This is a genomic window from Mesorhizobium sp. WSM4819 (assembly GCF_055811215.1).
Genome location: NZ_JBVVQO010000048.1, coordinates 17436 through 40289 on the forward strand (window position 1 = coordinate 17436; position 22854 = coordinate 40289).

Annotated in this window: 19 protein-coding genes and 4 pseudogenes; 17 read left to right on the forward strand and 6 right to left on the reverse strand. The window is 60.1% G+C overall.

The features are described 5' to 3' along the window. Positions 1–181: 181 nt before the first annotated feature. The 3 genes from AC0L18_RS29170 to AC0L18_RS29180 all read right to left on the reverse strand — a co-directional run bounded on the left by AC0L18_RS29170 (position 182) and on the right by AC0L18_RS29180 (position 1055). The gene (locus AC0L18_RS29170) at positions 182–310 is read right to left on the reverse strand and encodes a hypothetical protein (protein WP_473495257.1); all 129 of its coding nucleotides are present in this window, start codon (positions 308–310) and stop codon (positions 182–184) included. A 113-nt stretch (positions 311–423) separates the two neighbouring features. After that, positions 424–897, reverse strand: a complete 474-nt coding sequence (locus AC0L18_RS29175) for a transposase (protein WP_473495279.1) — start codon at positions 895–897, stop codon at positions 424–426. Further along, entirely contained in the window at positions 798–1055 is a 258-nt protein-coding gene (locus tag AC0L18_RS29180; protein ID WP_473495258.1) for a transposase, read from the reverse strand. The genes AC0L18_RS29175 and AC0L18_RS29180 overlap by 100 nt, the downstream gene beginning before the upstream one ends. A 27-nt stretch (positions 1056–1082) precedes the next feature. On the opposite strand from AC0L18_RS29180, the gene AC0L18_RS29185 reads away from it, so the two are divergent. The 3 genes and pseudogenes from AC0L18_RS29185 (at position 1083) to AC0L18_RS29195 (ending at position 3211) form a co-directional block, all read left to right on the forward strand. Continuing rightward, positions 1083–1346 (forward strand): hypothetical protein, encoded by a 264-nt coding sequence (locus AC0L18_RS29185; protein WP_473495259.1) that lies wholly within the window; start codon positions 1083–1085, stop codon positions 1344–1346. A 660-nt stretch (positions 1347–2006) separates the two neighbouring features. Further along, positions 2007–2635: pseudogene (locus tag AC0L18_RS29190) on the forward strand (transposase); the annotation flags it as partial. 168 nt (positions 2636–2803) lie between these two features. After that, complete coding sequence (locus AC0L18_RS29195) at positions 2804–3211, forward strand: helix-turn-helix domain-containing protein (protein WP_473495260.1); 408 nt, start codon at positions 2804–2806, stop codon at positions 3209–3211. 824 nt (positions 3212–4035) lie between these two features. Here the strand turns inward: AC0L18_RS29195 and AC0L18_RS29200 are convergent. After that, complete coding sequence (locus tag AC0L18_RS29200) at positions 4036–5262, reverse strand: MFS transporter (RefSeq protein WP_473495280.1); 1227 nt, start codon at positions 5260–5262, stop codon at positions 4036–4038. A 624-nt stretch (positions 5263–5886) separates the two neighbouring features. On the opposite strand from AC0L18_RS29200, the gene nifH reads away from it, so the two are divergent. From nifH to AC0L18_RS29245, 9 genes are all read left to right on the forward strand, one after another. Beyond that, on the forward strand, positions 5887–6780 hold the full coding sequence (gene nifH / locus AC0L18_RS29205; RefSeq protein ID WP_065010720.1) for a nitrogenase iron protein: 894 nt from the start codon (positions 5887–5889) through the stop codon (positions 6778–6780). 92 nt (positions 6781–6872) lie between these two features. Next, complete coding sequence (gene nifD, locus AC0L18_RS29210) at positions 6873–8375, forward strand: nitrogenase molybdenum-iron protein alpha chain (RefSeq protein WP_473495261.1); 1503 nt, start codon at positions 6873–6875, stop codon at positions 8373–8375. Positions 8376–8507: 132 nt separating this feature from the next. Next, positions 8508–10049, forward strand: coding sequence for a nitrogenase molybdenum-iron protein subunit beta (nifK, locus tag AC0L18_RS29215; protein ID WP_473495262.1), 1542 nt, complete (start codon positions 8508–8510; stop codon positions 10047–10049). Between the two features lie 62 nt (positions 10050–10111). After that, positions 10112–11614, forward strand: coding sequence for a nitrogenase iron-molybdenum cofactor biosynthesis protein NifE (gene nifE, locus AC0L18_RS29220; RefSeq protein ID WP_473495263.1), 1503 nt, complete (start codon positions 10112–10114; stop codon positions 11612–11614). Then, a complete protein-coding gene (gene nifN, locus AC0L18_RS29225; protein WP_473495264.1) occupies positions 11611–12993 on the forward strand; it encodes a nitrogenase iron-molybdenum cofactor biosynthesis protein NifN in 1383 nt (460 codons plus the stop codon). Before nifE ends, nifN begins: the two co-directional genes overlap by 4 nt. Continuing rightward, positions 12959–13456, forward strand: coding sequence for a nitrogen fixation protein NifX (gene nifX / locus AC0L18_RS29230; protein ID WP_473495265.1), 498 nt, complete (start codon positions 12959–12961; stop codon positions 13454–13456). Before nifN ends, nifX begins: the two co-directional genes overlap by 35 nt. A gap of 17 nt (positions 13457–13473) precedes the next feature. Then, positions 13474–13953: a NifX-associated nitrogen fixation protein gene (locus tag AC0L18_RS29235; protein ID WP_473495266.1), complete on the forward strand. Its 480-nt coding sequence runs from the start codon at positions 13474–13476 to the stop codon at positions 13951–13953. A 73-nt stretch (positions 13954–14026) separates the two neighbouring features. Then, entirely contained in the window at positions 14027–14731 is a 705-nt protein-coding gene (locus AC0L18_RS29240) for a response regulator transcription factor (protein WP_473495267.1), read from the forward strand. Between the two features lie 89 nt (positions 14732–14820). Further along, positions 14821–15717 (forward strand): universal stress protein, encoded by an 897-nt coding sequence (locus AC0L18_RS29245; protein WP_473495268.1) that lies wholly within the window; start codon positions 14821–14823, stop codon positions 15715–15717. A 540-nt stretch (positions 15718–16257) separates the two neighbouring features. Here AC0L18_RS29245 and AC0L18_RS29250 read toward each other — a convergent pair. Then, entirely contained in the window at positions 16258–16953 is a 696-nt protein-coding gene (locus AC0L18_RS29250; RefSeq protein ID WP_473495269.1) for a hypothetical protein, read from the reverse strand. Between the two features lie 160 nt (positions 16954–17113). Here AC0L18_RS29250 and AC0L18_RS29255 point away from each other — a divergent pair. From AC0L18_RS29255 to AC0L18_RS29270, 4 genes and pseudogenes are all read left to right on the forward strand, one after another. After that, positions 17114–17452, forward strand: a pseudogene (locus tag AC0L18_RS29255) (oligopeptide/dipeptide ABC transporter ATP-binding protein); the annotation flags it as partial. Positions 17453–18045: 593 nt separating this feature from the next. Further along, a pseudogene (locus AC0L18_RS29260) lies at positions 18046–19042 on the forward strand (NAD(P)/FAD-dependent oxidoreductase); the annotation flags it as partial. A gap of 415 nt (positions 19043–19457) precedes the next feature. Beyond that, positions 19458–20624, forward strand: coding sequence for an NAD(P)/FAD-dependent oxidoreductase (locus tag AC0L18_RS29265; protein WP_473495270.1), 1167 nt, complete (start codon positions 19458–19460; stop codon positions 20622–20624). An 84-nt stretch (positions 20625–20708) separates the two neighbouring features. Then, positions 20709–21659, forward strand: a pseudogene (locus AC0L18_RS29270) (IS481 family transposase). A 255-nt stretch (positions 21660–21914) separates the two neighbouring features. On the opposite strand, the gene AC0L18_RS29275 reads toward AC0L18_RS29270, so the two are convergent. Then, positions 21915–22400 carry a hypothetical protein gene (locus AC0L18_RS29275; RefSeq protein WP_473495271.1) on the reverse strand — a complete coding sequence of 162 codons (486 nt, stop codon included), beginning with the start codon at positions 22398–22400 and terminating at the stop codon, positions 21915–21917. A gap of 169 nt (positions 22401–22569) precedes the next feature. Between AC0L18_RS29275 and AC0L18_RS29280 the strand changes: the two genes are divergently transcribed. Beyond that, on the forward strand, positions 22570–22758 hold the full coding sequence (locus AC0L18_RS29280) for a hypothetical protein (protein WP_473495281.1): 189 nt from the start codon (positions 22570–22572) through the stop codon (positions 22756–22758). The last annotated feature ends 96 nt before the right edge of the window (positions 22759–22854 follow it).

Sequence of the window (22854 nt, forward strand, 5' to 3'; positions counted from 1 at the left end):
GAAGGGAGTGCGAGGAATGAGGCTTCGGGGCATCCCTCGTCCGGCACGCGCCGCTTGGATAGCGGTGAGGGACAGGCAAACGGCAAGCATCGGTGGCCAAGGCTCTTCATCTTGCAAACACAAAGGGACCGAGCGCGGGGGCGTTGCGCGGCCTCTTGCGGCGGCGCATGTGCTTGCCTGCTCACGGCTTCAGCGCCGCCATCCTTTCGCCGAGGAGCCAAAGGGCTTTGTTGAGCTTGATATCCTGATCGATGCCGTTCACGGCGCGGGACTTCACACGGCGCGGCCTGCCAAGATCGTCGCGGCCCACGCCACGCAACCCACCTTTGATGAGCACTGTTGCATGGATCAGACTTTGGGCGAGGCAACCCTATCCACTGCATTTTCATGCAACGCGCTCGAACTTGGGCCGGCCTAGTTCTGTCATCCAGTTAAGAACACGGACGCCAATCTTTGCTTCAGTCTTCTGATTGTCAAAATGTCGCGCTTTGAGTTTGGGCCCGATGACAGCCTTCCATCAACCCATCTGGGTCTCAGCGCGACTGCGCTTGTTGCAGCCGGTGGATTTCTGCCATGCCATCCGCCCTTTGGTCTGGATTTCTGCAATATGGCGATCGTGGCAACGGCAGTATTGGGAGGTGGGATAATGACCTCCACGATCTCACCAAAGCGTGTCGCCAGAAGATCTCGGGTTGGCGTTCCATCATAGGCGCCGTCGGCAATGAACTTCTCGACGGGGCCACCGATCTGGTCCAGAAGTCCTGGTAACGCTGTCGGATCGCCGACATCATCCGCGGTCAGATCGGAACAAACAATCTCACCACTGACAAGATTGAGACCAAGGTGCAGTTTGCGCGATCTTTTGCATTTGGCCTTGGTTTTCTGCTTGTTTTCCAGCCACTCGCCCTCGCCGGGAAGACCTTCAAGCCGGTGCTGTCGACAACCAGATGGACCGGACCTGATGTTGTGGCTCGGGACTTTGTCGACGGCAACGCCAGCCCTTTGCTCCGGCGAGACAGGGTGGAGAAGTCAGGCACGGCAATATCGAACCCCATCAGCGCCGCGACACTGCAAAGAGTGCTATGGGGTTCGCAAAGCGCGTCGGTCAGCCGAAAGATAGAGGCAGTACGATTCTTTTCGCCGTCGATGTGGACTATCCAGCTAAGCAGATCGATGCTCCATTGTCGCCTACTTCCACGCGATTTAAAGACGAGATCAACGGCACTTTCGTCATCGGCGCGTATGGGAGCGGTGCCGCGCTCTCAAAATTATCGGCGGAGGGACTGATCACGGTTCCATGGACATCTATGTCGCGACTGTTTCTTGGAACCGAGCAGTTTTTCTAATCCAACCGATGGTCTAATCGGTAGGGATCTCCAGAGGTTGCCCATGGCCCTTGGGGTGCGCTATGATCGCAATATCATTCGGGTTCGTCGGAGGGAGATCGGGTCCTTCCAAGTTGAGGCGGGCGAAGGCTCGCCGGCCTAGGATGGCGATCGATAACCGGCTCGTAGACGCGGCAAGCTGGAAACGTTGTCGTATTTTATGTTCGTAGAGGTCTCTGACGTCGATTTCCGGACCATGTAGTGTCTTCCTCGAAATCGGCGAGGGTAAAGTTGTCGCGATATCTCGGGAATCGTTTCTCCACGCTGATGCCTGAGCAAAATCGACTTACTCCGGGTCATAGCCGGTTGCCTCGAAATAGTGCCTGCATTCCTCGGCTGTGAAGTCCGGTTATCGCGGCCATAAAACACGAACCTCTCATTCTGCGGAATCTTGGAAACTCCTTGCTCCAGCCTTCCGGATGGAAGCGGCAAATCACCGAGCGTCTGTTGTCAGGTTCAGGCCAGAATAGTAGGCATGTCCCGCACGGAACGTGATCGAGTGCATATTCTGCAAGTTCGACAATTGGCGTCTGAATTGCCCCCCCGTTTCGATCGGACACCTGGCATAAGCAGAAGGCTCAACAGGCTTGAGGACAGGCTTATGTCCGGGACTATCAGCGCATCGAGGTGATCACCGGCGTCGCCCGCCGTCGGCATTGGTCGACGCAAGCAAAGCTGCGGATCATCGAGGAGAGTTTCGAGCCGGGCGAGACGGTGTCATCCGTTGCCCGGCGCAACGGTGTGGCGCCCAATCTTCTCTACCGCTGGCTCCGTCTGTTGAGCGAGGGAGGTGCGGCAGCAGTGCGTTCGGATGAACCCGTCGTCGGCAGTTCAGAGGTTCGGCGTCTCGAGGAGCGGGTGCGCGAGCTGGAACGCCTGCTCGGCCGCAAGACCATGGAGAACGAGATCCTTCGGGAAGCGCTCGCCAAATCGCAGGCAAGAAAACCGACCTTGCGGCCGCTCTCGCTTCCGAAGGGAGGTTTGCGGTGAAGCGGATCGCCGAGGTGCTCGGCGTGTCACGCTCCAACCTCCTTGTCAGGCGCAGCGGAAGAACCAGGCCGCGTGGGGCCTATCGCAAGGCCGACGACGAGGGCTTGCTGCCGCTCATCCGCCGCTTCGTTGACGAGCGGCCGACCTATGGCTACCGGCGCATCACCGCACTGGTGAACCGGGAACTGACGCGAAAAGGACTGCGTATCGTCAACCGCAAGCGGGTGCATCGGATCATGCAGCAGTCGGCCTTGCTTCTGGAGCCTCATGTCACTTGGCACTTAATTATGAGAATGCCATATAAACGATTCCAAATGCTTAGGCCGGCACTTAATTTGAGAATTAGCAGTTAATTTGATAATCGCTCTTGGCGCTTACCACTTAATTTGAGAATAGGGCTCTCGGAGTTTTTTCACTGGTGAGCCTCCATGAGCGACCCATTTCCCGACGAAATTGATGAGGCGCTTTGGGATGAAGCGTGCCGGCGTGCGGATGCGATCCGCGGCATTCTAAGGCGCCACTCCGGCCGCACTACGGCCGGAAATGTTGCGGGGCTAGCGGCCGAGCTCGGCCTTAGCCAAGCTACAGCTTACCGCCTGGTCAAGCTGTTCCGCGCCGGCGGAACCGTCCTGTCGCTTGTGGACCGCAAACGCGGGCGGCCGGAGGGTCATCGCACACTGGATGAGAAACGTGAGGAAATCGTCCGGAGGACCATCAACGCGTTCTACCTGAAGCGGACACGACCGACGTCTCGCAGCTGGTCCGGGACGTGCAGACGAACTGCATGTCCCGGGACTGAAGCCGCCGCATCGCAGAACGATCGTCGCTCGCCTTGAGGACATAGACCTCCAGAAGCTGCCAGGCGACGCGGCGAACAGAAGATCGTGAAGGCGACAACGGCCGTTCCCGGAGCGTTCGGTGCCTCCCGCCCCCCTCGAGGTGGTCCAGATCGACCATACCAAAGCCGATGTATTCGTTGTTGACGAGGAGACCCGGCAGCCGATCGGCCGGCCGTGGCTGACCTTGGCGATGGACATCTGCAGTCGGATGGTCACCGGGTTCTATCTCACCATGGACGCCCCATCGCGGTTGTCGACCAGCCTGTGCCTCTTGCATTCCGTCTTCGAGGCGGGCCACGCGCATTCTGCGTGCGTTTTTCTGTCGGGGCCTGCTCGAATTCTGGGCGTTCGGCACTGGCGCAGCACATCGCGGGCTGGAATGACTTTCGGATCATGCAGGCGTGCTGTCTGGAATGCCGCCCTCTCAGCGACTATTGCGCACGATCATGGTGTTGGGCGCAACGGTCGACCCACAGGCCGGCCCGGCGTTTCTCGTGGCGCCAAATCGAGGTCAGATCGAGTCGTCGCCTCAAGAACGGCGCCCGGTCGTCCATCTGACAAGCACCACCGCGCTCGCCCGGGCTGCGTAACCTGACCAACTCCGCCCGGGCGAACGCTGATGCACTTCCTGTAGCCGCGAACGGTGAAGCCGGCTTGGCGCCCGGCACTGGTCGGGCCCCGCGCGGAGGCAGTAGCCGCGACCTCCATGCGGCCCATCCGATAGGCGAGACGAAGCCCTGAACCGGCAAAGTAGTCGTGGGCAGGATCGCGCCGCGCGGCTGGTGCGATTGCATCGAGCGCTGAGCTGAAGGTCTCTCCCGTCAGGAGGTGTAAGTTGCGCCTTTTGGGCCGAATAGGAACACTGTGACGGCGGCGAGGAACGTGGCTACTGCGCTGTAGGCAAACACACTTGCGACGCCGGCATTAGTCACTAGCAGTCCGCCGAAGATCGCGCCCGCTGCGATGGCAAATTGGAACGTTGAGGTCATCAGCACACCGGCGCTTTCGGCTTGCTCGGGAACGGCGCGCAGCACCATCCAAGTCTGTACCCCCACCGGCACCGCACCGAAGCCAAAACTCCATACAGCAACCGCAATGGCCGAGGCGGGGGCCGATGCTCCAGGCATCAGCAACGAGACAGCGGCTAGCGCCATGAGCAGGGGCGGCAGCCCCGCGACTGCCTTGAGGCTGTGTTTCGCCAGGAATGCGCCGGCTAAATTGCCGAAGAAGCCGCATACGCCAGAAACGAGCAACAGCAGCGAGATCGTCTCGATATGGAGCGCAGGGATCTTTTCGAGGTAAACCCGGACATAGGTGAAGCTGGCGAAGTGCCCAGAACCGACCAGCAGTACAACCAAAAGCGCGACCTTGATGGTTGGCTTCTTGACCACATTCAGCAGGCCGCGCAATCCAGACGTTTCAACCGGCGGCAACGTCGGATTGGTTACGAGTTGCACCAGCAGTGTAACGGCATTGACGGCTGCGGCGATCATGAAGGTGGCTCGCCATCCCCAGATGTCGCCGACATAGGCGCCGATTGGAGGCGTGCAAACGATGGCGACCGAAACGCCGGTGAGGATTATTGACATGGCGCGCGGCAGGAGGTGATTTGGAACGAGCCGCATCGCCAGCGATGCCGAAATCGACCAGAAGCCTCCAAGCGCAATGCCGAGCACGACGCGTGCCGCCAGGAAAACCGGCAGCGACCACGCGACCCCCGCCAGAACGTTGGACAGGATCTGAAGCAGCATCATCGTCCACAGGACGACCCTGCGGTCCAGGCGCCTTGTTATGAAAGCGATCGTCGGCGCAGAGATCGCCGCGGCAATCGCCGTCGCTGTCATCGTCTGTCCAGCCGCACCCTCTGTGACTTGCAGTTCATGCGCGAGCGGCGTCAGCACGCTGGCAGGTAAGAGCTCTGCAGCCACCAGCCCGAAGGTGCCCAGGGCAAGCGATATGACCGCGCCCCATGCGGGACGAGTCCGTTGATCCGGCTTTTCTGGGCCGTGCAGAAAAGTCTCCATGAAGCCTCTCGCGGATTCGGTCATGAATAGGCTCGCCAGCTTGGGTGCAACTGCAACGTGGGTTTCCTGCATTGACCCGCATTCATGCCAGGACGCCGTTGCCGGCCACGTCTCACGAAGGGAATGTTCATCGCTGCCCGACATGTTTTGACAGCGCCGCGTGCAATATCAGTGCCGGTTTGTCCCAGCCGGACGACAATGTGATCGTCGGCAGGCGTCGCATCAGGCATGTTCCATGCCGACTTCGCGGGCCAGTCTCGAACCAGCCACGCAACCAGCTACCGAGCACGCACGTCTGATGTCCCGCAGCGGGGCACGCAGCCGGTCGCTTTGCCGCCGCCTGTATGCAGCCAAAAGTCGGCTCTAGCTCCAAGGCCCAAGTTCTTCCGGTGTCGGTCTCGAATCTGACGCCTTGTGTCGGGCAGTGTCGGGTCCGCTACAGGTCTTGTTCCGACAATCACTTGTTTGGCAGCAAACACTTGTTGGAGCTCAGGCTAAGTCGCGGGAGACAAAGGAAAAAATCCCTGTTCGTTATCAGCCAGTCTACTTGGCACGAGTCTTGAGACCGTTTCGGTGTGAGGCAAGAGCTGCCCATCGGCATTCATATTGCGGCCAGCCGCGACGGATGAAAAAGGAAGGAAATCTATAATGTCAGGTCTGCGTCAGATCGCCTTTTACGGAAAGGGCGGCATCGGCAAGTCCACCACCTCCCAAAACACGCTCGCCGCCCTGGTCGACCTCGGCCAGAGGATCCTCATCGTCGGCTGCGACCCCAAGGCCGACTCCACCCGCCTGATCCTGAACTCGAAGGCTCAGGATACTGTCCTGCATCTCGCGGCACAGGAAGGTTCGGTGGAAGATCTCGAGCTGCAGGACGTGCTCAAGATTGGCTACAGAGGCATCAAGTGCGTGGAGTCCGGCGGCCCGGAGCCGGGTGTTGGCTGTGCCGGCCGAGGCGTCATCACATCAATCAACTTCCTCGAAGAGAACGGCGCCTATGACGATGTTGACTATGTCTCATATGACGTGCTCGGCGACGTGGTTTGCGGCGGTTTCGCGATGCCAATCCGCGAGGGCAAGGCGCAGGAAATCTACATCGTTATGTCCGGGGAGATGATGGCGCTCTATGCCGCCAACAACATCGCCAAGGGCATCCTGAAATATGCCCATTCGGGGGGCGTGCGGCTCGGAGGCCTGATCTGCAACGAACGTCAAACCGACCGTGAGCTCGACCTCGCTGAAGCCCTGGCTTCCAGGCTCAATTCCAAGCTCATCCATTTCGTGCCGCGCGACAACATCGTCCAGCACGCCGAGCTCAGGAAGATGTCAGTTATCCAGTATGCGCCGGATTCCAAGCAGGCCGGAGAGTACCGCGCGCTGGCCGAGAAGATCCATGCCAATTCTGGCCAGGGTACCATCCCGACGCCGATCACCATGGAGGAGCTCGAGGACATGCTGCTCGACTTCGGCATCATGAAAACCGACGAGCAGATGCTTGCCGAGCTTCAGGCCAAGGAAGCGGCCAAGGCGGCCGCCCAGTAACGACCGATATTGGTCGCCTCTCGAGTTGGAGCGCCTTGCAAAGAACGGCGCCTCATCGGTGAGGCGTCATCAGACACCTTGAAAGGGGTCCCATGAGCCTGGAATACGAGAATGATGGTGCTCTCCATGCGAAGCTTATCGAGGAGGTGCTATCGCAATATCCCGACAAAGCGGCGAAGCGCCGCAAAAAACACCTGAGCATCGCAAAGAGCGGGGATGAGGCTGGCGGGGAAAGTGAGATCCTTTCCGAATGCGACGTCAAATCGAACATCAAGTCCATCCCCGGGGTGATGACAATCCGCGGCTGCGCCTATGCCGGCTCAAAGGGCGTGGTCTGGGGCCCAGTCAAGGATATGATCCATATCTCGCACGGCCCCGTCGGTTGCGGCCAATATTCCTGGTCACAGCGACGCAATTACTATGTGGGCACAACGGGCATCGACACGTTCGGGACAATGCAGTTCACCTCCGATTTCCAGGAGAAAGACATTGTCTTCGGCGGTGACAAGAAACTGGAACAGATCATCGACGAGATCGAGGTGCTGTTTCCGCTGAACAACGGCATCACCGTGCAATCAGAATGTCCGATCGGTCTCATTGGTGATGACACCGAGGCAGTTTCTCGCAAGAAGGCCAAGGAGTACGAAAAGACCATCGTGCCGGTGCGCTGCGAGGGCTTCCGCGGCGTCTCGCAATCACTCGGCCACCACATCGCCAATGACGCGATCCGCGACTGGGTCTTCGACAAGAAGGACGTCGAGTTCGAGGTCGGTGCTTACGACGTCAACGTGATCGGCGACTACAATATTGGCGGCGACGCCTGGGCCTCGCGCATCTTGCTCGAGGAGATAGGATTGCGCGTGGTCGGCAACTGGTCGGGCGACGCAACACTCGCCGAAATTGAGCGCGCACCAAAGGCCAAGCTCAATCTCATCCACTGCTATCGCTCGATGAACTACATCTGCCGGCATATGGAGGAGAAGTATGGCGTGGCCTGGATGGAGTACAATTTCTTCGGGCCTTCCCAGATCGAAGCTTCTCTACGCAAGATCGCCAAGCATTTCGGGCCGGAAATCGAGGAAAAAGCCGAGAAGGTCATCGCCAAGTACAGGCCGCTTGTTGACGCCATTATCTCAAAGTACCGGCCGCGCCTCGAAGGCAATACCGTCATGCTCTACGTCGGTGGCCTGCGCCCCCGCCACGTCATCACAGCCTACGAGGACCTCGGCATGGTCATCGTCGGCACCGGCTACGAGTTCGCTCACAATGATGACTATCAGCGCACCGGTCATTACGTAAAGAACGGCACGCTGATCTATGACGACGTGACCGGGTACGAGTTGGAGAAGTTCATCGAGGGAGTTCGCCCCAACCTCGTGGGCTCTGGCATCAAGGAAAAATACCCGGTGCAGAAGATGGGCATTCCGTTCCGTCAGATGCACTCCTGGGACTATTCGGGACCTTATCACGGCTATGACGGCTTTGCCATTTTCGCACGTGACGTGGACCTTGCCATCAACAATCCGGTCTGGGGTCTCTACCAGGCCCCTTGGAAAGAACGCCCGCCTAGTGGGCGGGCGATAGCTGCCGAATAGACGCCCTATCCTGGCCTAGTCTCCCCAGAGAGACCATGAACCCCGCGAGCTTGTGAGCCTCGGGATTACCGGAAACGTCTCGACCTATCTGAGCTGCCGAATGGCGCGGCCAGATTACAAAGAGGAATACCAATGCCGCAGTCGGCCGAAAAGATTCTCGACCACGCTCCGCTGTTCCGCGAGCCGGAATACAGGCAAATGCTCGCCGAGAAGAAGCTGAATTTCGAATGTCCGCACCCGGATCAGATCGTTACCGATCAAGGCGAATTTACCAAGACCTGGGAATACCGCGAAAAGAACCTCGCCCGGGAAGCTCTGGTAATAAATCCCGCCAAGGCCTGCCAGCCGCTCGGCGCGGTGTTCGCGGCCGCGGGCTTCGAGCGGACCATGTCCTTCGTCCACGGCAGCCAGGGCTGCGTGGCCTATTACCGCTCGCACCTGTCGCGCCATTTCAAGGAACCTGCTTCGGCGGTTTCCTCCTCGATGACCGAGGACGCGGCAGTGTTCGGAGGCCTGAAGAACCTGGTGGACGGGCTTGCCAACACCTACCAACTCTACGATCCGAAGATGATCGCAGTGTCGACGACTTGTATGGCGGAGGTCATAGGGGACGACCTGCACAGCTTCATCGAGAACGCCAAAGACGAAAACTCAGTCCCGCGCGACTTTGACGTGCCCTTTGCCCACACGCCCGCCTTCGTCGGTAGCCATGTCGACGGCTATGATGGCATGCTGAAAGGCATTCTGGAGCACTTCTGGAAAGGCCAGGAGCGCACGGAAGCCAAGGGAACCATCAACGTCATTCCGGGCTTCGACGGCTTCTGCGTTGGCAACAACCGGGAACTCAAACGCCTGCTCGATGTGATGGGTGTGTCCTACACCTTCATCCAGGACGCATCTGACCAGTTCGACACGCCATCGGACGGGGAATACCGCATGTATGACGGCGGCACGAAGATCGAAGAGGTGAAGGGGGCACTCGACGCCGAGGCGACGGTTTCACTGCAGTACTACAACACCCGAAAAACCCTCGACTACTGCGGGCAAGTCGGGCAGGCCACGGCTTCATTCCATTATCCGCTCGGCGTCCAGGCGACTGACGAATTGCTGATGAAGATCTCGGCGCTTTCCGGGAAGGAAATCCCCGAAGCAATTCGGCTGGAGCGCGGCCGACTGATTGATGCCCTGGCGGACAGCCAGTCCTGGCTGCACGGCAAGAAATACGCGATCTACGGCGACCCGGACTTCGTGTACGCCATGGCCCGCTTCGTCATGGAAACGGGCGGCGAGCCGACACACTGCCTCGCCACCAACGGCACCTCGGCGTGGGAAGCCGAGTTGAAGGAACTGCTTGCATCCTCGCCCTTCGGCAAGGACGCTCAGGTCTGGGCGGGCAAAGACCTTTGGGCTATGCGGTCGCTGCTCTTCACCGAGCCAGTGGACCTGCTGATCGGCAATTCCTATGGCAAGTATCTGGAGCGCGACACCGGCACGCCGCTGATCAGGTTGACGTTTCCAATCTTCGACCGGCACCACCACCATCGCTTTGCGCTCATGGGCTACCAAGGCGGATTACGCGTGCTGACGACGATCCTCGACAAGATCTTCGACAAGCTCGATCGCGAGACGAGCCAGACGGGCGTGACGGACTATTCCTATGACCTCACCCGTTAGAACACACGGCCGGCTTTTCGCACAGGCGGTTCGTTGCCGAATTGACTTTGGAGACTGACGCAATGACCTCGCTCAGTGCCAAGATCCAGGACGTTTTCGACGAGCCTGCCTGCGACAAGAACCGTGGCAAGGACGCCAAGGCCCGCAAGGAAGGCTGCGCACGGCCGCTGACGCCGGGAGCGGCAGCGGGCGGTTGCGCCTTTGACGGGGCCAAGATCGTCCTGCAGCCGATCACTGACGTTGCCCATCTGGTTCATGCGCCGCTCGCCTGCGAGGGCAATTCCTGGGACAACCGCGGTGCAGCTTCGTCTGGGCCCAGCTTATGGCGCACAAGCTTCACGACGGACCTTACCGAACTCGATGTGGTGATGGGGCAGGGCGAGCGGAAGCTCTTCAAGGCGATCCGCGAAATCAAGGAAGCGTATGCGCCGCCCGCAGTCTTTGTCTATTCGACCTGCGTGACGGCGCTCATCGGCGATGATATCGAGGCCGTCTGCAAACGCGCCGCCGAAAAATTCGGCTTGGCCGTAGTCCCGATCAATGCGCCCGGATTGGCCGGCTCCAAGAACCTCGGCAACAAGCTCGCCGCCGAGGCGTTGCTCGACCATGTCATCGGCACGGTGGAACCCGACGACGCCGGGCCGTACGACATCAACATCCTTGGTGAATTCAACCTTTCCGGCGAATTCTGGCTGATAAAGCCGCTCCTTGATCGGCTGGGCATCCGGGTTCGCGCCTGCATTCCGGGCGACGCGCGCTATCTCGACATTGCCTCTGCGCACCGCGCCCGGGCGGCTATGGTGGTGTGCTCGACGGCCCTCATCAATCTGGCCCGCAAGATGGAGGAGCGCTGGGACATCCCCTTCTTCGAGGGCTCCTTTTACGGCATCTCCGACACATCGGAAGCACTTCGCAAGATCGCTGAGCGGCTGGTGAGGAAGGGCGCCGATCCGGAAATCCTCGATCGCACAGAGACACTGGTCGCTGAGCAGGAGGCGATCGCATGGAGGAAGCTCGAGGCTTACCGGCGGCGGCTCCAAGGCAAACGCGTGCTGCTGAATACGGGTGGTGTGAAGTCCTGGTCGGTTCTTCATGCGCTGACGGAAATCGGCATGGAGATCGTGGGCACCTCGGTCAAGAAATCCACGGTCGAAGACAAAGAGCGCATCAAACAGATCCTCAAGGACGACAACCACATGTTCGAGCAGATGGCAACGCGCGACCTTTACGCCCTGCTCTCAGAAGGCAAGGCCGATATCATGCTGTCGGGCGGGCGCACACAATTCGTCGCCCTCAAGGCCAAGACGCCCTGGCTCGACATTAACCAGGAGCGCCAGCACCCCTACGCCGGCTACGACGGCATGGTGGAACTGGTACGCCAGATCGACCTCGCCATTCACAACCCGATCTGGTGCCAGGTGCGCGAGCGGGCCCCGTGGGATTGCCAGCCAGATGCGAAGGATGAATTGCCGAGCACCAAGAACGGCACGGCGACCGTGCACGCTGTCCAGGAATTCGCCGGCACGACGCGGACTATTTCGGCTGGTGTTGAGGAAATCCGATGACCCGCATCTTTTCCCAGACCAAATCAGCTTCGGTCAACCCACTGAAATCGTCACAGCCGCTCGGTGCCGCCCTGGCCTTTCTCGGGGTTGAGGGCGCAATGCCGCTGCTCCACGGCAGCCAGGGCTGCACCAGCTTCGCGCTCGTGCTCTTAGTGCGGCATTTCAAGGAAACGATCTCCCTACAGACCACCGCGATGGATGAAGTGGCGACCATCCTCGGCGGGGCGGACAATCTAGAAGTGGCGATCCTCAATCTTAAGAATCGCACGAAGCCAAAGCTGATCGGCGTCTGCACGACGGCCCTGGTGGAAACCCGTGGCGAGGATTCCGCAGGCGACATCGCGGACATCAGGCTGAAACGGGCGGAAGAACTCGCGGGTACGGAGATCGTGCTGGCCAACACGCCGGATTTCGGCGGCGCCCTGGAAGAGGGCTGGGCCAACGCTGTCACCGCGATGATCGAAGGCATTACGCGGCCTGGCGAGCGGGTGCGGCAGTCAAAAAAGATCGCGATCCTGCCCGGTTGGAATCTCACCGTGGCTGACATCGAGCATTTGCGTGAGATGGTTGAAGGCTTTGGGCTGCAGCCGGTGATTTTGCCGGACGTCTCAAGCTCGCTCGACGGCACTGTGCCCGATCATTGGGTCACGACTACCTATGGCGGTACGCGCGTGGAGGATATCCGCGAGCTCGGCGCGGTCGAGCACTGCATCGCCATCGGCGAGCATATGCGCCGGACGGCCGAGGTGCTGCACAAGGTGACCGGCGTCCCCTACGCGCTGTTCGAGTCGCTGACCGGATTGAAGGGCGCCGATCAGTTCGTTTCCCTGCTTTCCACGATTTCTGGCGAACCTGTTCCGGCAGGCGTTTGCCGTCGGCGGACGCAATTGCAGGATGCGTTGCTCGATGGACATTTCCATTTCGGAGGCAAGAAAATTGCGATCGCTGCTGAACCAGACCAACTCTACCAATTCGCAACCTTCTTCGTGGACATGGGCTCCGAAATCGCGGCGGCGGTCACGACGACCGATATGTCGAAAATTCTGGAAAAGGTACCGGCGGAGTCGATTCAGATCGGCGATCTCGGCGATTTGGAAGCGCTTGCCGGCGGCGCTGATCTTCTGGTCACCCATTCACATGGACGCCAAGCATCGCAACGTCTTGGCATTCCGCTCATGCGCGTCGGCTTCCCCGTCTTCGACCGGCTCGGCAGTCAGCACAAGCTCACTATCCTCTATCAGGGAACCCGCGATTTGGTTTTCGAAATTGCGAACATTTTCCAGGCCAACCGGCATGCGCCGACGCCGCAAGAACTTGAACCATTCCGCAAGCGGGAAACGCCAGGTGGGCCCCGTTCGTCGCCTCTCACTCGTCACTGACGGGGTTCAAGGTCGGATGCGTGAACGAGAAGCAGGCGCTTTGCGCGTGGCAATCGCTAGCCAAGACATGAAGGAGCTCAATGCGCATTTCGGGTCGGCCAAGCGCTTTGCCATCTACGATGTGACGCGCGAGGAGTGGAACCTCGTGGAAGCCGTGGCCTTCGACGACGTCTCCGACGAAAGCGGGAAACATCGGTCCGAGGGCGATGACCGTATCAGACCGAAGGTGGAAGCGCTGAAGGGCTGCCATCTGCTGTTTTGTCTGGCCATCGGCGGACCTTCGGCAGCCAAGCTTGTCTCGGCAAAAATCCATCCAATCAAGGTTCTGCAGCCTCAGAGTATCCAAGAGGTGCTGTTGCGCACGCAGATGATGCTCAGGACAAGTCCTCCCCCCTGGCTGCGCAAGGTGCTGGTTGAGGCAGGCGTCGCGGAGAAGAAACCTTCCTTTGAGGACGACGACTGAAACGAGGAAAGAGCGAAATGTTTGAAGTCGCGGTTAGCCCTGCTGTCAACGAGGACGAGGCGGCCCTTGCCAGCCCGTTCGTCAAATGCCTCGTGCGGTTGATCCGTGCTCAAGATTCCCACGGGTCATGGGACGGCAAAGCGGACGCCGAGTTGCTGGCCGACTTCATCGTCAGCAAGGAACAGCGCCGTACGATTCCAATAATCGGCGATCCCGATCCGGACGTGCTGTGGAGGCTCGACAAGTTTTACACTGCCGTCGCCCTTGCGATCGAAGAGCGCTCCGGCCTGATGGCATCGCCGATGATCGAAATGAGCCATGAGGGCTTCGGGCGCGTGCTTTTCACCGCCGGGCGTCTGGTCGTTCTGTCCAAGACCCTGCGCGATGTGCATCGGTTCGGCTTCGAGACCCTCCGCAAGCTCGCCGAGGCCGGCACGAAACTGGTCGGCGACGCAATCGCAGCCATCGACACCTATCCCGAGATAGCACGCGCGTGATGGAAGCAGGCGTCGATGGCCACCTTACGCCGCCGACCCGGTCCGGGCCGATGGGGCTCTTGGGGTAGTGCCGATGAAGCCGCTGGTGCTGATCTGTTCGGACGATGCGGAGTTCTATCTGATGTATAGCCACATTCTGGAGGCGGACGGCTTCGCGAGTGAGCCGGCAGGCGGCGCTAAGGAAGCGCTTGCATTGGCCGATGAACGGGAATTCAAGGCCGTGGTGCTGGACTGCGGGCCAGCGAGCAAAACCGGGTCTGCAATCTGCGCCCGGCTCAAGCGCGAGCCCCGGACCGGCGGGCTGCCGATTATTGCCCTGATCGCGCCCGGCGCCGAGAATCAGCACCTCGATCTCCTGAAGGCTGGCATTGACGAGAGCTTTGTGCGGCCGTTCGCCCCGGCCAAGCTGCTCGACTGTCTACGGGAGAGGCTAGCGCTGACCAAGCGGGGTGCAAATGGTCTTGAAAACGGCGGTTGGCTCTCTTGTGGCGGCCTCGAGATAAAGCTCGACGCCCACCGGGTTCGCGGCAATGGCCACGACATCCACCTCGGACCCATCGAGTTCAACGTGCTGCGGGTTATGATTGAAGCTCCCGGGAAGGTCTTCAGCCGGGACGAACTTATCGGCGCGGCCTGGCCGTCCAACATCCATGTCGGTCCACGCACCGTCGATGTCCATATCAGCCGGATCAGAAAAGCCCTGAAAACGGCTTCGCCCGGCAGCGTCATTCGCACCACCAGGTCGGCCGGCTATTCGCTCGAGAAGCCGGACGACTGAACCAGTTGCCAAGTGGTGTCCCTTTCCCTCGCGCTGTGAGCCGGTCTTGCGGCCTGAATCGCCCCTAAACGAATACTTCAGGAAGAAGCATGCAAATGAGATTTAAAAGCGTACTCTGTGTGACCGGCGCTGACCATTCCGATCAGGACGTCAGAATTGCTGGCGGCTTGTGTGCCGAAGTCGGCGCGCACCTTTCCGTACGGATTATACTGCCTCCGACGCTCCTTATGTCGTATCCGTCGATCGGAGATGGTGTCCCCGAGTGGCCTGGAGGACGTGTTCAGGCTATTGCCAGATGGAATGACCGGTTTCGGCAAATCGATCGATTTACACAGGACGTGCCCAGAGGGGAAAAACGCTCCAAAGATACCCAGAAACTGCTGAGAGCTATGTCGCTCGCCGCCTATGACGTTGACACCGACTATTGCGATCCGGCAAGCCTCGGCGAAGTGGCACGACAGTGGGCGCTCTGCACCGACCTCGCGGTCATCGGTCCGAGTCTCCTCAACGACGAGAATCTCGGACCTCCTGTTGTCAACGGCTGCTTGTTCGATACGGGAAGGCCGGTGCTCGTTGTGCCGAAGGGCACTGAGGCGACTCTGTGGCCACGGCGCGTCCTGGTCAGTTGGGATCCGCGAGTCGAGGCGTACCGTGCGGTTCGGGAAGCGCTGGGTGTCTTATGCGCTGCTGAGGAAGTTCGAGTTGCCCTGGTCGATCCGAAGGCGAACAATAGCGGGAACGGCGAGGAGCCTGGAGCCGACATTGTTGCCTATCTCACTCGGCACGGTGTTCGGGTGTCGGTTGACCTACTGCCAAGTGCCGGCAAACCGGCGGCCACTGTGCTTGCGCAGCACGCAAAAGACACGTCTGCCGAGATGATAGTCATGGGCGCTTATGGCAGCCGTCGGCTGCGTGAGCGGCTGTTTGGCGGCGTCACGAGATGGATCTTGGAGAAACCGACATTGCCGCTGTTTTTGGCGCGCTGACTGGTTCCGGAGCCGCACCGATGCTGTTCGAAGCTCTACGGTGATGCATGGATTCATACCGTAGATGCGCTCCATCGAAACAATCGAGTTTACGGAGAGTAACGATGCTCGGGAGGCGACGCCCGCCGGAAATCTCTCCAGTCATGCGCAAGGCGGAAAGCGGAACGGAGTCCTCCCAGTTCTGATGCCCAGGGTGCACCACTCAATTTAACCGCTGCTTTCCTGGCGCATCCTGCAGCACCACGAGCCTGACGATTGTGCTCGCGAACGCGAGACGCTTTCCGTCCGCAGCTTTGTCGAGGCTGCCTTCAGGCGTGTCGGGAGGGAGATCGTCTGGAAGGGGAACGCATTGACGAGGTAGGCCGCGAACACAGGAGTAACCAGGCGCTGATCCGGATAGAAGCGGCTATTTCGGTCCCCGCCGAGGTGGACCTGCCGATTGGCGAGGCCTACTAAGCCGGCCACCAAGCACGGTTGGAAGCCAAAGACGACTTTTGATGAGCTCGTCTAATGGTCGAGATCGATTGTCACGCTTCGGAATCACGCTCGTTTAAAGGGAAAGGTAATGATCTCGCTGGAGGGCAAGCGCGTCTGGTCTCCGGCCACGGCCGGCATCGTTGGGGTGCGCAGTGGTGCGCCGCTGTCCGGCGCGCCCGAGGCCAAGGCCCTAGGTGGCTTGCCGTTGTAAAACCAGCTCGCCGGATAGCCGGACACTACGCTGGCGTTGTCAACGGAGTTCGGGCCAAAACCGTCTCTGTAGAACCCCACAGTATGAAAGATAAAGGTATCTAGTTCGATATCGACGAGAGCGATGATGTGCGGCTTCCACCCGAACCTCGGGTCGAAGCCGCTCATCCGATCCTGGAGCCGTGAGTCAACGCCCGCGGTCAGATAATCCTTGCTGCTTCCAGCGTAGAGAACATCTGCGCCGGATCCGCAGAGCTTGTCATTGTCCCTCCCGAAAATGCGCGGTTCGTCGCGGCCATTGTCACCGGAGAGTTCGTCCCATGCCTTCTCGCCGCAGGATCCGTGATCGCTTTCCCGGGTCAAAGATTGGTCGTCGCCTCCGCGATCGGCGATCCGGTCGATGCCACTAGAACCTAAGCTAACATCGTGACGCTCGTTGCCGAAGGCTTCGGAAGCTGGTTGACCGCTAAGAAACCGTTTCAGCTGTAGGATGAGTTTTTTGATTTCAATTCTCACAGATGCAGCCACCACGCGACGAAGCGCCTCCATATATCGCTCGTCGAGTCATCGCTCTAATCGATTGCCATTATGCTCTCATTTGCACGATGAATGTTCCCGCCTGCATTTCGCGTTTCCGCCGAGCAGTGCGCATGGCATTGCGGCGGCCCCACTGGTGGCCAATCATCCTGAACATTCGAGATGCCAAACCGCCGACCGTGTGGTGGTCACGTATCTCGGTCGCATCGTCGAGCAGATATTTTCGCCGCGCTACCACCCCTATACCGATGCACTTTTGTCGGCGATTGCCGACACCTGTGTCGTCAAGAAACACATTGTGCTCGAAAGCGACATTTCCTCGGCGATGGATCCGCCGAGCGGCTGCCCCTTCCCAGACGCGCTGTCCGCGCAAGGATCCGGTTCCCAGAGAAATTTGTTAGCGCGAGGTTCCGCCCATGCAAAAGCTGCCCGGTAGCCATAATATCAAGTCCCACCTACGGACGACGCGGTCTTCGCAGTGATGGAGCCGGTCATCAAACTCAAGCCTTAGCCCGAAGAGGAGGCGGGGGTGAGACAGGCGGCATCGGGATAGGATCAATTCGCGGTCGTGTGTGCGCCAGCTGCTGTGCGGCCGTGTCGACGTCTCTACAGCCTCCATCGCTGTTAGGTCGCCATCGGGGTCCCGACTTAGGCGCGGCGCGCCCTGCCGGTGCCCCTCCTCACCGGCAGGGCCCCTACTTTCAACCAAACCAATGACCGAGACGAATTTCCCGAAGGCCCCCCCACGGGATCTTCTTGGGTAGAGATCGCCGAAGACAACGGCGTCGGCAACGCACGCCGACGTCAGGAACAATGGATTGAGCGGGAACGGCAAAAAATTCAGACATCCGTTCGATCACTTTTCTCCAATGGTGCTGATCCGGGACATCCCGTCCCGTTGCACATCATCGGCAATCCCTCCGAACAATAGGGACAGGCTAACCCTTGGCACAGGAAATGCTAATTTTCGCATTTGGGTCCATTCAGTAAGTCGAGAATCAGGCCGCCGCCGCATTCGCAGAAAACTGGGTAGGAAGAAAAGGACGATAGGACTCTTGAAAAGTGGACACGCTTGTCGTTGGCGGCGGCCAAGCGGGAGTGGCTATGAGAGAGCACCTGAGCAAGTGCGGGGGTGCCTCATCTCATCCTTGAACGCGGCCGGATTGCCGAACGCTGGCGCTCGCAGCGGTGGGACTCCCTCGTTGCCAATGGCCCGGCCTGGTATGACCGGTTCCCGGGCATGGAGTTTCCGGGGACCGGTCCCGATGACTTTGCCTCCAAAGGAGGAGGTCGCCGACTATTTTGTCGCTTTTGCAAAGCAAATCAATGCGCGATCCGCTGCGGCGTGGAGGTCAAGCTCGGGCGGCCCGGATTCCGCGTCGAGACGTCGGACGGCGTGATCGAAGCCAACAGCATTATCGCCGCGACCGGACCTTCCATATCCCCGTCACGATCGCCCGCCGCGGGCCTATCGCGGGCGCGACTTCTAATGGTGGCTGGGCGTCCTCGGCAAGTGGGACGCCGAGACCCCGGGACCCGGCACCGAACACGTCACGGTCGCGGTGAGCGGCGCGCGCGGCGGCGAGACGATCGACTTCGGTCGTCTGGCCGAGCAGGGGCTTACGCTCCTCGGTATGACAAGCAAGTACCAGGACCGCGTGATGAGCTTCACGCCCGATCTGGCGAAAAACATTGCCCGCGGCGACGCAAGCTTGATGTCGCTGCTGGATGAAGCCGACGCCTATGTCGCTCGCAACTGTCTCGACCTCTCGGAAGAGCCCGCGGCCGAATGCGTGACCAAACCGTCCGCGAGCTCGACCTGGCCGAGGCCGGGATAGCGGCGATCGTCTGGGCGACAGGCTTTGCTGTCGACTACAGCTGGCTGAAGGTCGACGCCTTCGACGAGAAGGCCGGGCCAAGGCACCACCGTGGCGTCTCGAGCCAGCCCGGCTCTATTTCCTGGGTTTACCTTGGCAGTCCAAAGAGGGTCCAGCTTCTTCTGGGGCATCTGGCATGATGCCAAACACGTGGCCGACCGTATTCGACGCAGTGAAAATATCTGGCCTACCATGCTGCCGCGAAGGGCCAGCCCCTGGATGCCTGCCTGACCCTGCCCGGCCTGCGGTGTGGAAGAGTCACTGCCGCACTCATCCATCTGCCCGCATCGTCGGTATCCGACAATGTCGGTTTCCGGACGAGCTGGAATTCGAGAACTCATTGCTTGGGCAGACTTCTTTTCCGGCACGCTTCATGCATGGGAGTTTTCGAACGCATTTGTGAGACATCATCCCATGGTAGCCCTCGAGGAACGAGCCGCGCCCGTTTGAAAAAACCAAATCCGGCATGGGCCTCGGCATCGTACTGGCCCTTCTGAAAGCGCAGGATGGCACGATCCGCCTGATTGACTCCGAGCGCGGCACGCGCTTCGGGATCATCCTACTGGCTGTATAGATTGGAGCACGATCTTTTCCGAAACCGTCTTTCGGGATCATGCTCTGGAACTGGAGAAGTGAAAAGTGCGCTACGAGGTCGTCATCATCGGCGGAGCCATCGTCGGCTCCTCGATCGCCTATTATCTGCGCGAGGAAGGGTATTCAGGCTCGATCGCGCTGGTCGAGCGCGACCCGCAGTTCGCCCATTCGGCGACGACGCTGTCCTGCGCTTCGATCCGCCAGCAGTTTTCGATTCCGGAAAACATCCGGCTGTCGCAGTTCACGCTGAAACTGTTCCGGCGGCTGACGGAAGAGTTTGGAGCCGACGCCGATATCGGCTTTCGCGAAGGCGGCTACCTCATCCTTGCCGGCGAGAACGGGTTGCCGATCCTCAAGACCAACCACGAGGCGCAGATGGCCGAGGGCGCCGACATCGTGCTTGAAGATTCGGAGGCGCTCGTCCGCCGGTTTGCATGGCTGTCGGCCGAGGGCATCACCGCCGGAGCTTATGGCCGCACGGGCGAGGGCTGGTTCGACGCGCATGCCATGCTGATGCTGTTCCGCAAGGCGCTGCGCGACAAAAACATCGATTTCATCACCGCCGACGTGACCGGCATCGAACGGCAGGGCGAGCGTGTCACCAGCGTCAGCCTTGACAATGGCGAAAGGCTCGACGCCGGCATCGTCGTCAACGCCGCCGGGCCGAATGCCGGCAAGGTTTCGGCAATGGCCGGACTGGTGCTGCCGGTGGAGCCGCGCAAGCGCAATGTCTTCATCTTCGAGGCGCGCGAGAAATATGACGACATGCCGCTGCTGGTCGATCCCTCAGGCATCTATGTCCGACCCGAAGGCTCGGTCTACATCACCGGCGGCGCAGAGCCGGAAGAGGGCGACGGCCCCGCCGACCCCAACGATTTCGAGCCCGACTGGCCGCTGTTCAAAGAGGTGATCTGGCCGGTGCTGGCGACCCGCATTCCCGCCTTCGAAGCCATCAAGCCGACGCGCGCCTGGGCCGGTCATTATGATTACAACACGCTCGATCAGAACGCGGTGATCGGCCCGCATCCGCAAGTGCAAAATTTTCTCTTCGCCAATGGTTTTTCCGGCCACGGCCTGCAGCAGGCGCCGGCGGTCGGCAAGGCGCTGACCGAGCTGATCGTGCATGGCGGCTACCGCACGGTGGACTGCTCGGCGTTTGGGTACAGCCGTGTCGCTGAAGGGCGGGCATTCAGGGAATTGAACGTGATCTAACTGTGAGCTTTCAGTAGGTTGTCCATCCGGTCCGGACCGAGGATGCTGAGGTTGTCAAAGCTTCAGAGTCCAAGGAGGGACCGGATGAACGTCCACAAGAATGCCCGTTTGACGTCGTGGGGTCGAGAGCGTCTTGCACGAGCGGGTGCAGAGCGGGCAGACGCCGGAGGCCGCCGCACGAGCCGCAGGCGTCTGCCCGCGGACGGCACGCAAGTGGGTTGCGCGGTTCGAGGCTGAAGGCATTGAGGGACTGAAGGATCGCTCGTCGCGGCCGCATCGGCTGCACCGGCCGACCCCGATGGCCGTGGTCGACAGGTCGAGGCCTTGCGCCGGCAGCGCTTCACCGGCAAGCAGATCGCCGCCGAGCTGGGCGTATCGCCGGCCACCGTCAGCCGGATTCTCAGCCGCCTCGGCCTCAATCGCATTCAGGCGCTCGAACCGGCAGAACCGATCCGCCGCTACGAGCGCGAGCATCCGGGCGAACTGATCCACTTCGACATCAAGAAGCTCGGCCGCTTCGACAGGGCCGGCCACCGCATCACCAGCGATCGCCAGGCCGGCCGCTCGCGAGCCGTCGGCTGGGAGTTCGTCCACGTCTCAATCGACGATGCCTCCCGCGTCGGCTTCTCCCAGATCCTACCCGACGAGAAAAAGGAGAGCGCCGTCGCTTTCCTCAGGGCAGCCGTCGCCTACTACCTCAGCCTGGGCATAGCTGTTGCGCGGGTGATGACCGACAACGGCTCATGCTATCGCTCAAAAGCCTTCCGCGATGCTTGCCGCGATCTCGGGCTCAAGCACATCCGCACCCGACCCTACACCCCCAAAACCAATGGCAAAGCCGAACGCTTCATCCAGACGGCGCTCCGGGAATGGGCCTATGCCCAAGCCTATCCGACCTCAGACCACCGCGCTCACGAGCTGCCGATCTGGCTGCACAGATACAACTGGCATCGTCCGCACGGCAGTCTAAAATCCAAGCCGCCCATCAGCCGCCTCGCGCTGGATCGGGACAACCTGTTGAGGCTCCACATCTAACGCTGGCGGGACAGCGCCCCCCTCTGGCCTGCCGGCCATCTCCCCGCAAGGGGAGATCGGCAGCTTCACTGGCGGCTCCAAACTTCAGCCTTGGAGATTGGCGAAAGCAGCGATGACGGCCAATCTCCCCCCAGACGGGGGCAGGGCTATCGCATTGACCGTCGATGTCATGAAGCCAAAGACACCATGTTGGACGTTATGCATAACCAGACGAGTGGGAGTCATAACGAATGATTTTACCGGAACTGCGCTCCGCTATCCCAGCCGGCAGAGTTTTGGAGATAACGACGACCACAGGATGCATCGTGGGATGTTCATATTGTCCGAAGGACAAGGTTCGCTGACCGGCAAAGAAAAGTATCTGATACGAAGCATCTTAGTCTTGGAGATTTCAAGCGCTGTCTGGCGCGCGTACCAACCTTCGTCGACATTAGTTTTGCCGGGTATTCTGAGCCATGGCTCAATCCGGATTGCACCGAAATGGTCGAGCACGCTTCCGCCAAAGGCCATGGCATCAGGATTTTCACGACGCTTGTGGGAATGAAGGGGCGGGATCGGCAACGCTTGCAGGCGCTGCGGTTGGGGGTATTCGTGGTTCATGTTTTTGATGATGGCGCCCACATGAATAGCCGCCTTGTTGGAGACAAGTATCGCGATTTGGTTGGTCCAACTCGTCGACGCCGACATCCCATCAATTCGATTCGTGGTTTTGGGCGAGGCCCATCCCCATATCGCCGACATTATCCCTGCCGAAGCCCTAGTTCGCGCGCGACCGGTGAGCAGCAGGGGTGGAAGCGTAGATCCTAAGATTGTAGAACCACGGCAGCCAGTCGTCGGAGCGCTGATATGCGTGGACGAACGACAGTATCGGAATGTTCTCCTTCCAAACGGCGAGGTTACTCTCTGCTCCATGGATTTTGAGCGGCGTCACGTACTGGGCAACCTTCTATGCGACGAATACGGCGATCTCTTTAAAAGCCCAGTTTTTTGCGAAATCGTCGATCGCATGAACGGAGCGGATGGTTTTCTGCTCTGTAGGATGTGTGAATTTGCCGATCCAAACGACCGGGTGCTGACTGGGTGCCGGCCGACCGCCTGAGAGAGGCGGGCCGACGAATGCTGCTTGGACTGCAAATGCCCGGCGAAATCATTGCGTTTTTCGCGTCGCGCGAGCGTGATCCCGTACGCGCGGGAG

What these genes read in the sequence shown, in the direction of transcription:
- AC0L18_RS29185 (WP_473495259.1), top strand. Translation starts at nt 1,083, where the DNA reads ATGGGGTTCGCAAAGCGCGTCGGTCAGCCGAAAGATAGAGGCAGTACG.
- AC0L18_RS29200 (WP_473495280.1), bottom strand. Translation starts at nt 5,262, where the DNA reads ATGACCGAATCCGCGAGAGGCTTCATGGAGACTTTTCTGCACGGCCCA.
- AC0L18_RS29195 (WP_473495260.1), top strand. Translation starts at nt 2,804, where the DNA reads ATGAGCGACCCATTTCCCGACGAAATTGATGAGGCGCTTTGGGATGAA.
- nifD (WP_473495261.1), top strand. Translation starts at nt 6,873, where the DNA reads ATGAGCCTGGAATACGAGAATGATGGTGCTCTCCATGCGAAGCTTATC.
- nifK (WP_473495262.1), top strand. Translation starts at nt 8,508, where the DNA reads ATGCCGCAGTCGGCCGAAAAGATTCTCGACCACGCTCCGCTGTTCCGC.
- AC0L18_RS29275 (WP_473495271.1), bottom strand. Translation starts at nt 22,400, where the DNA reads ATGTCGGCGATATGGGGATGGGCCTCGCCCAAAACCACGAATCGAATT.
- AC0L18_RS29280 (WP_473495281.1), top strand. Translation starts at nt 22,570, where the DNA reads ATGGATTTTGAGCGGCGTCACGTACTGGGCAACCTTCTATGCGACGAA.
- nifN (WP_473495264.1), top strand. Translation starts at nt 11,611, where the DNA reads ATGACCCGCATCTTTTCCCAGACCAAATCAGCTTCGGTCAACCCACTG.
- nifE (WP_473495263.1), top strand. Translation starts at nt 10,112, where the DNA reads ATGACCTCGCTCAGTGCCAAGATCCAGGACGTTTTCGACGAGCCTGCC.
- AC0L18_RS29180 (WP_473495258.1), bottom strand. Translation starts at nt 1,055, where the DNA reads ATGGGGTTCGATATTGCCGTGCCTGACTTCTCCACCCTGTCTCGCCGG.
- nifH (WP_065010720.1), top strand. Translation starts at nt 5,887, where the DNA reads ATGTCAGGTCTGCGTCAGATCGCCTTTTACGGAAAGGGCGGCATCGGC.
- AC0L18_RS29235 (WP_473495266.1), top strand. Translation starts at nt 13,474, where the DNA reads ATGTTTGAAGTCGCGGTTAGCCCTGCTGTCAACGAGGACGAGGCGGCC.
- AC0L18_RS29240 (WP_473495267.1), top strand. Translation starts at nt 14,027, where the DNA reads ATGAAGCCGCTGGTGCTGATCTGTTCGGACGATGCGGAGTTCTATCTG.
- AC0L18_RS29245 (WP_473495268.1), top strand. Translation starts at nt 14,821, where the DNA reads ATGCAAATGAGATTTAAAAGCGTACTCTGTGTGACCGGCGCTGACCAT.
- AC0L18_RS29250 (WP_473495269.1), bottom strand. Translation starts at nt 16,953, where the DNA reads ATGGAGGCGCTTCGTCGCGTGGTGGCTGCATCTGTGAGAATTGAAATC.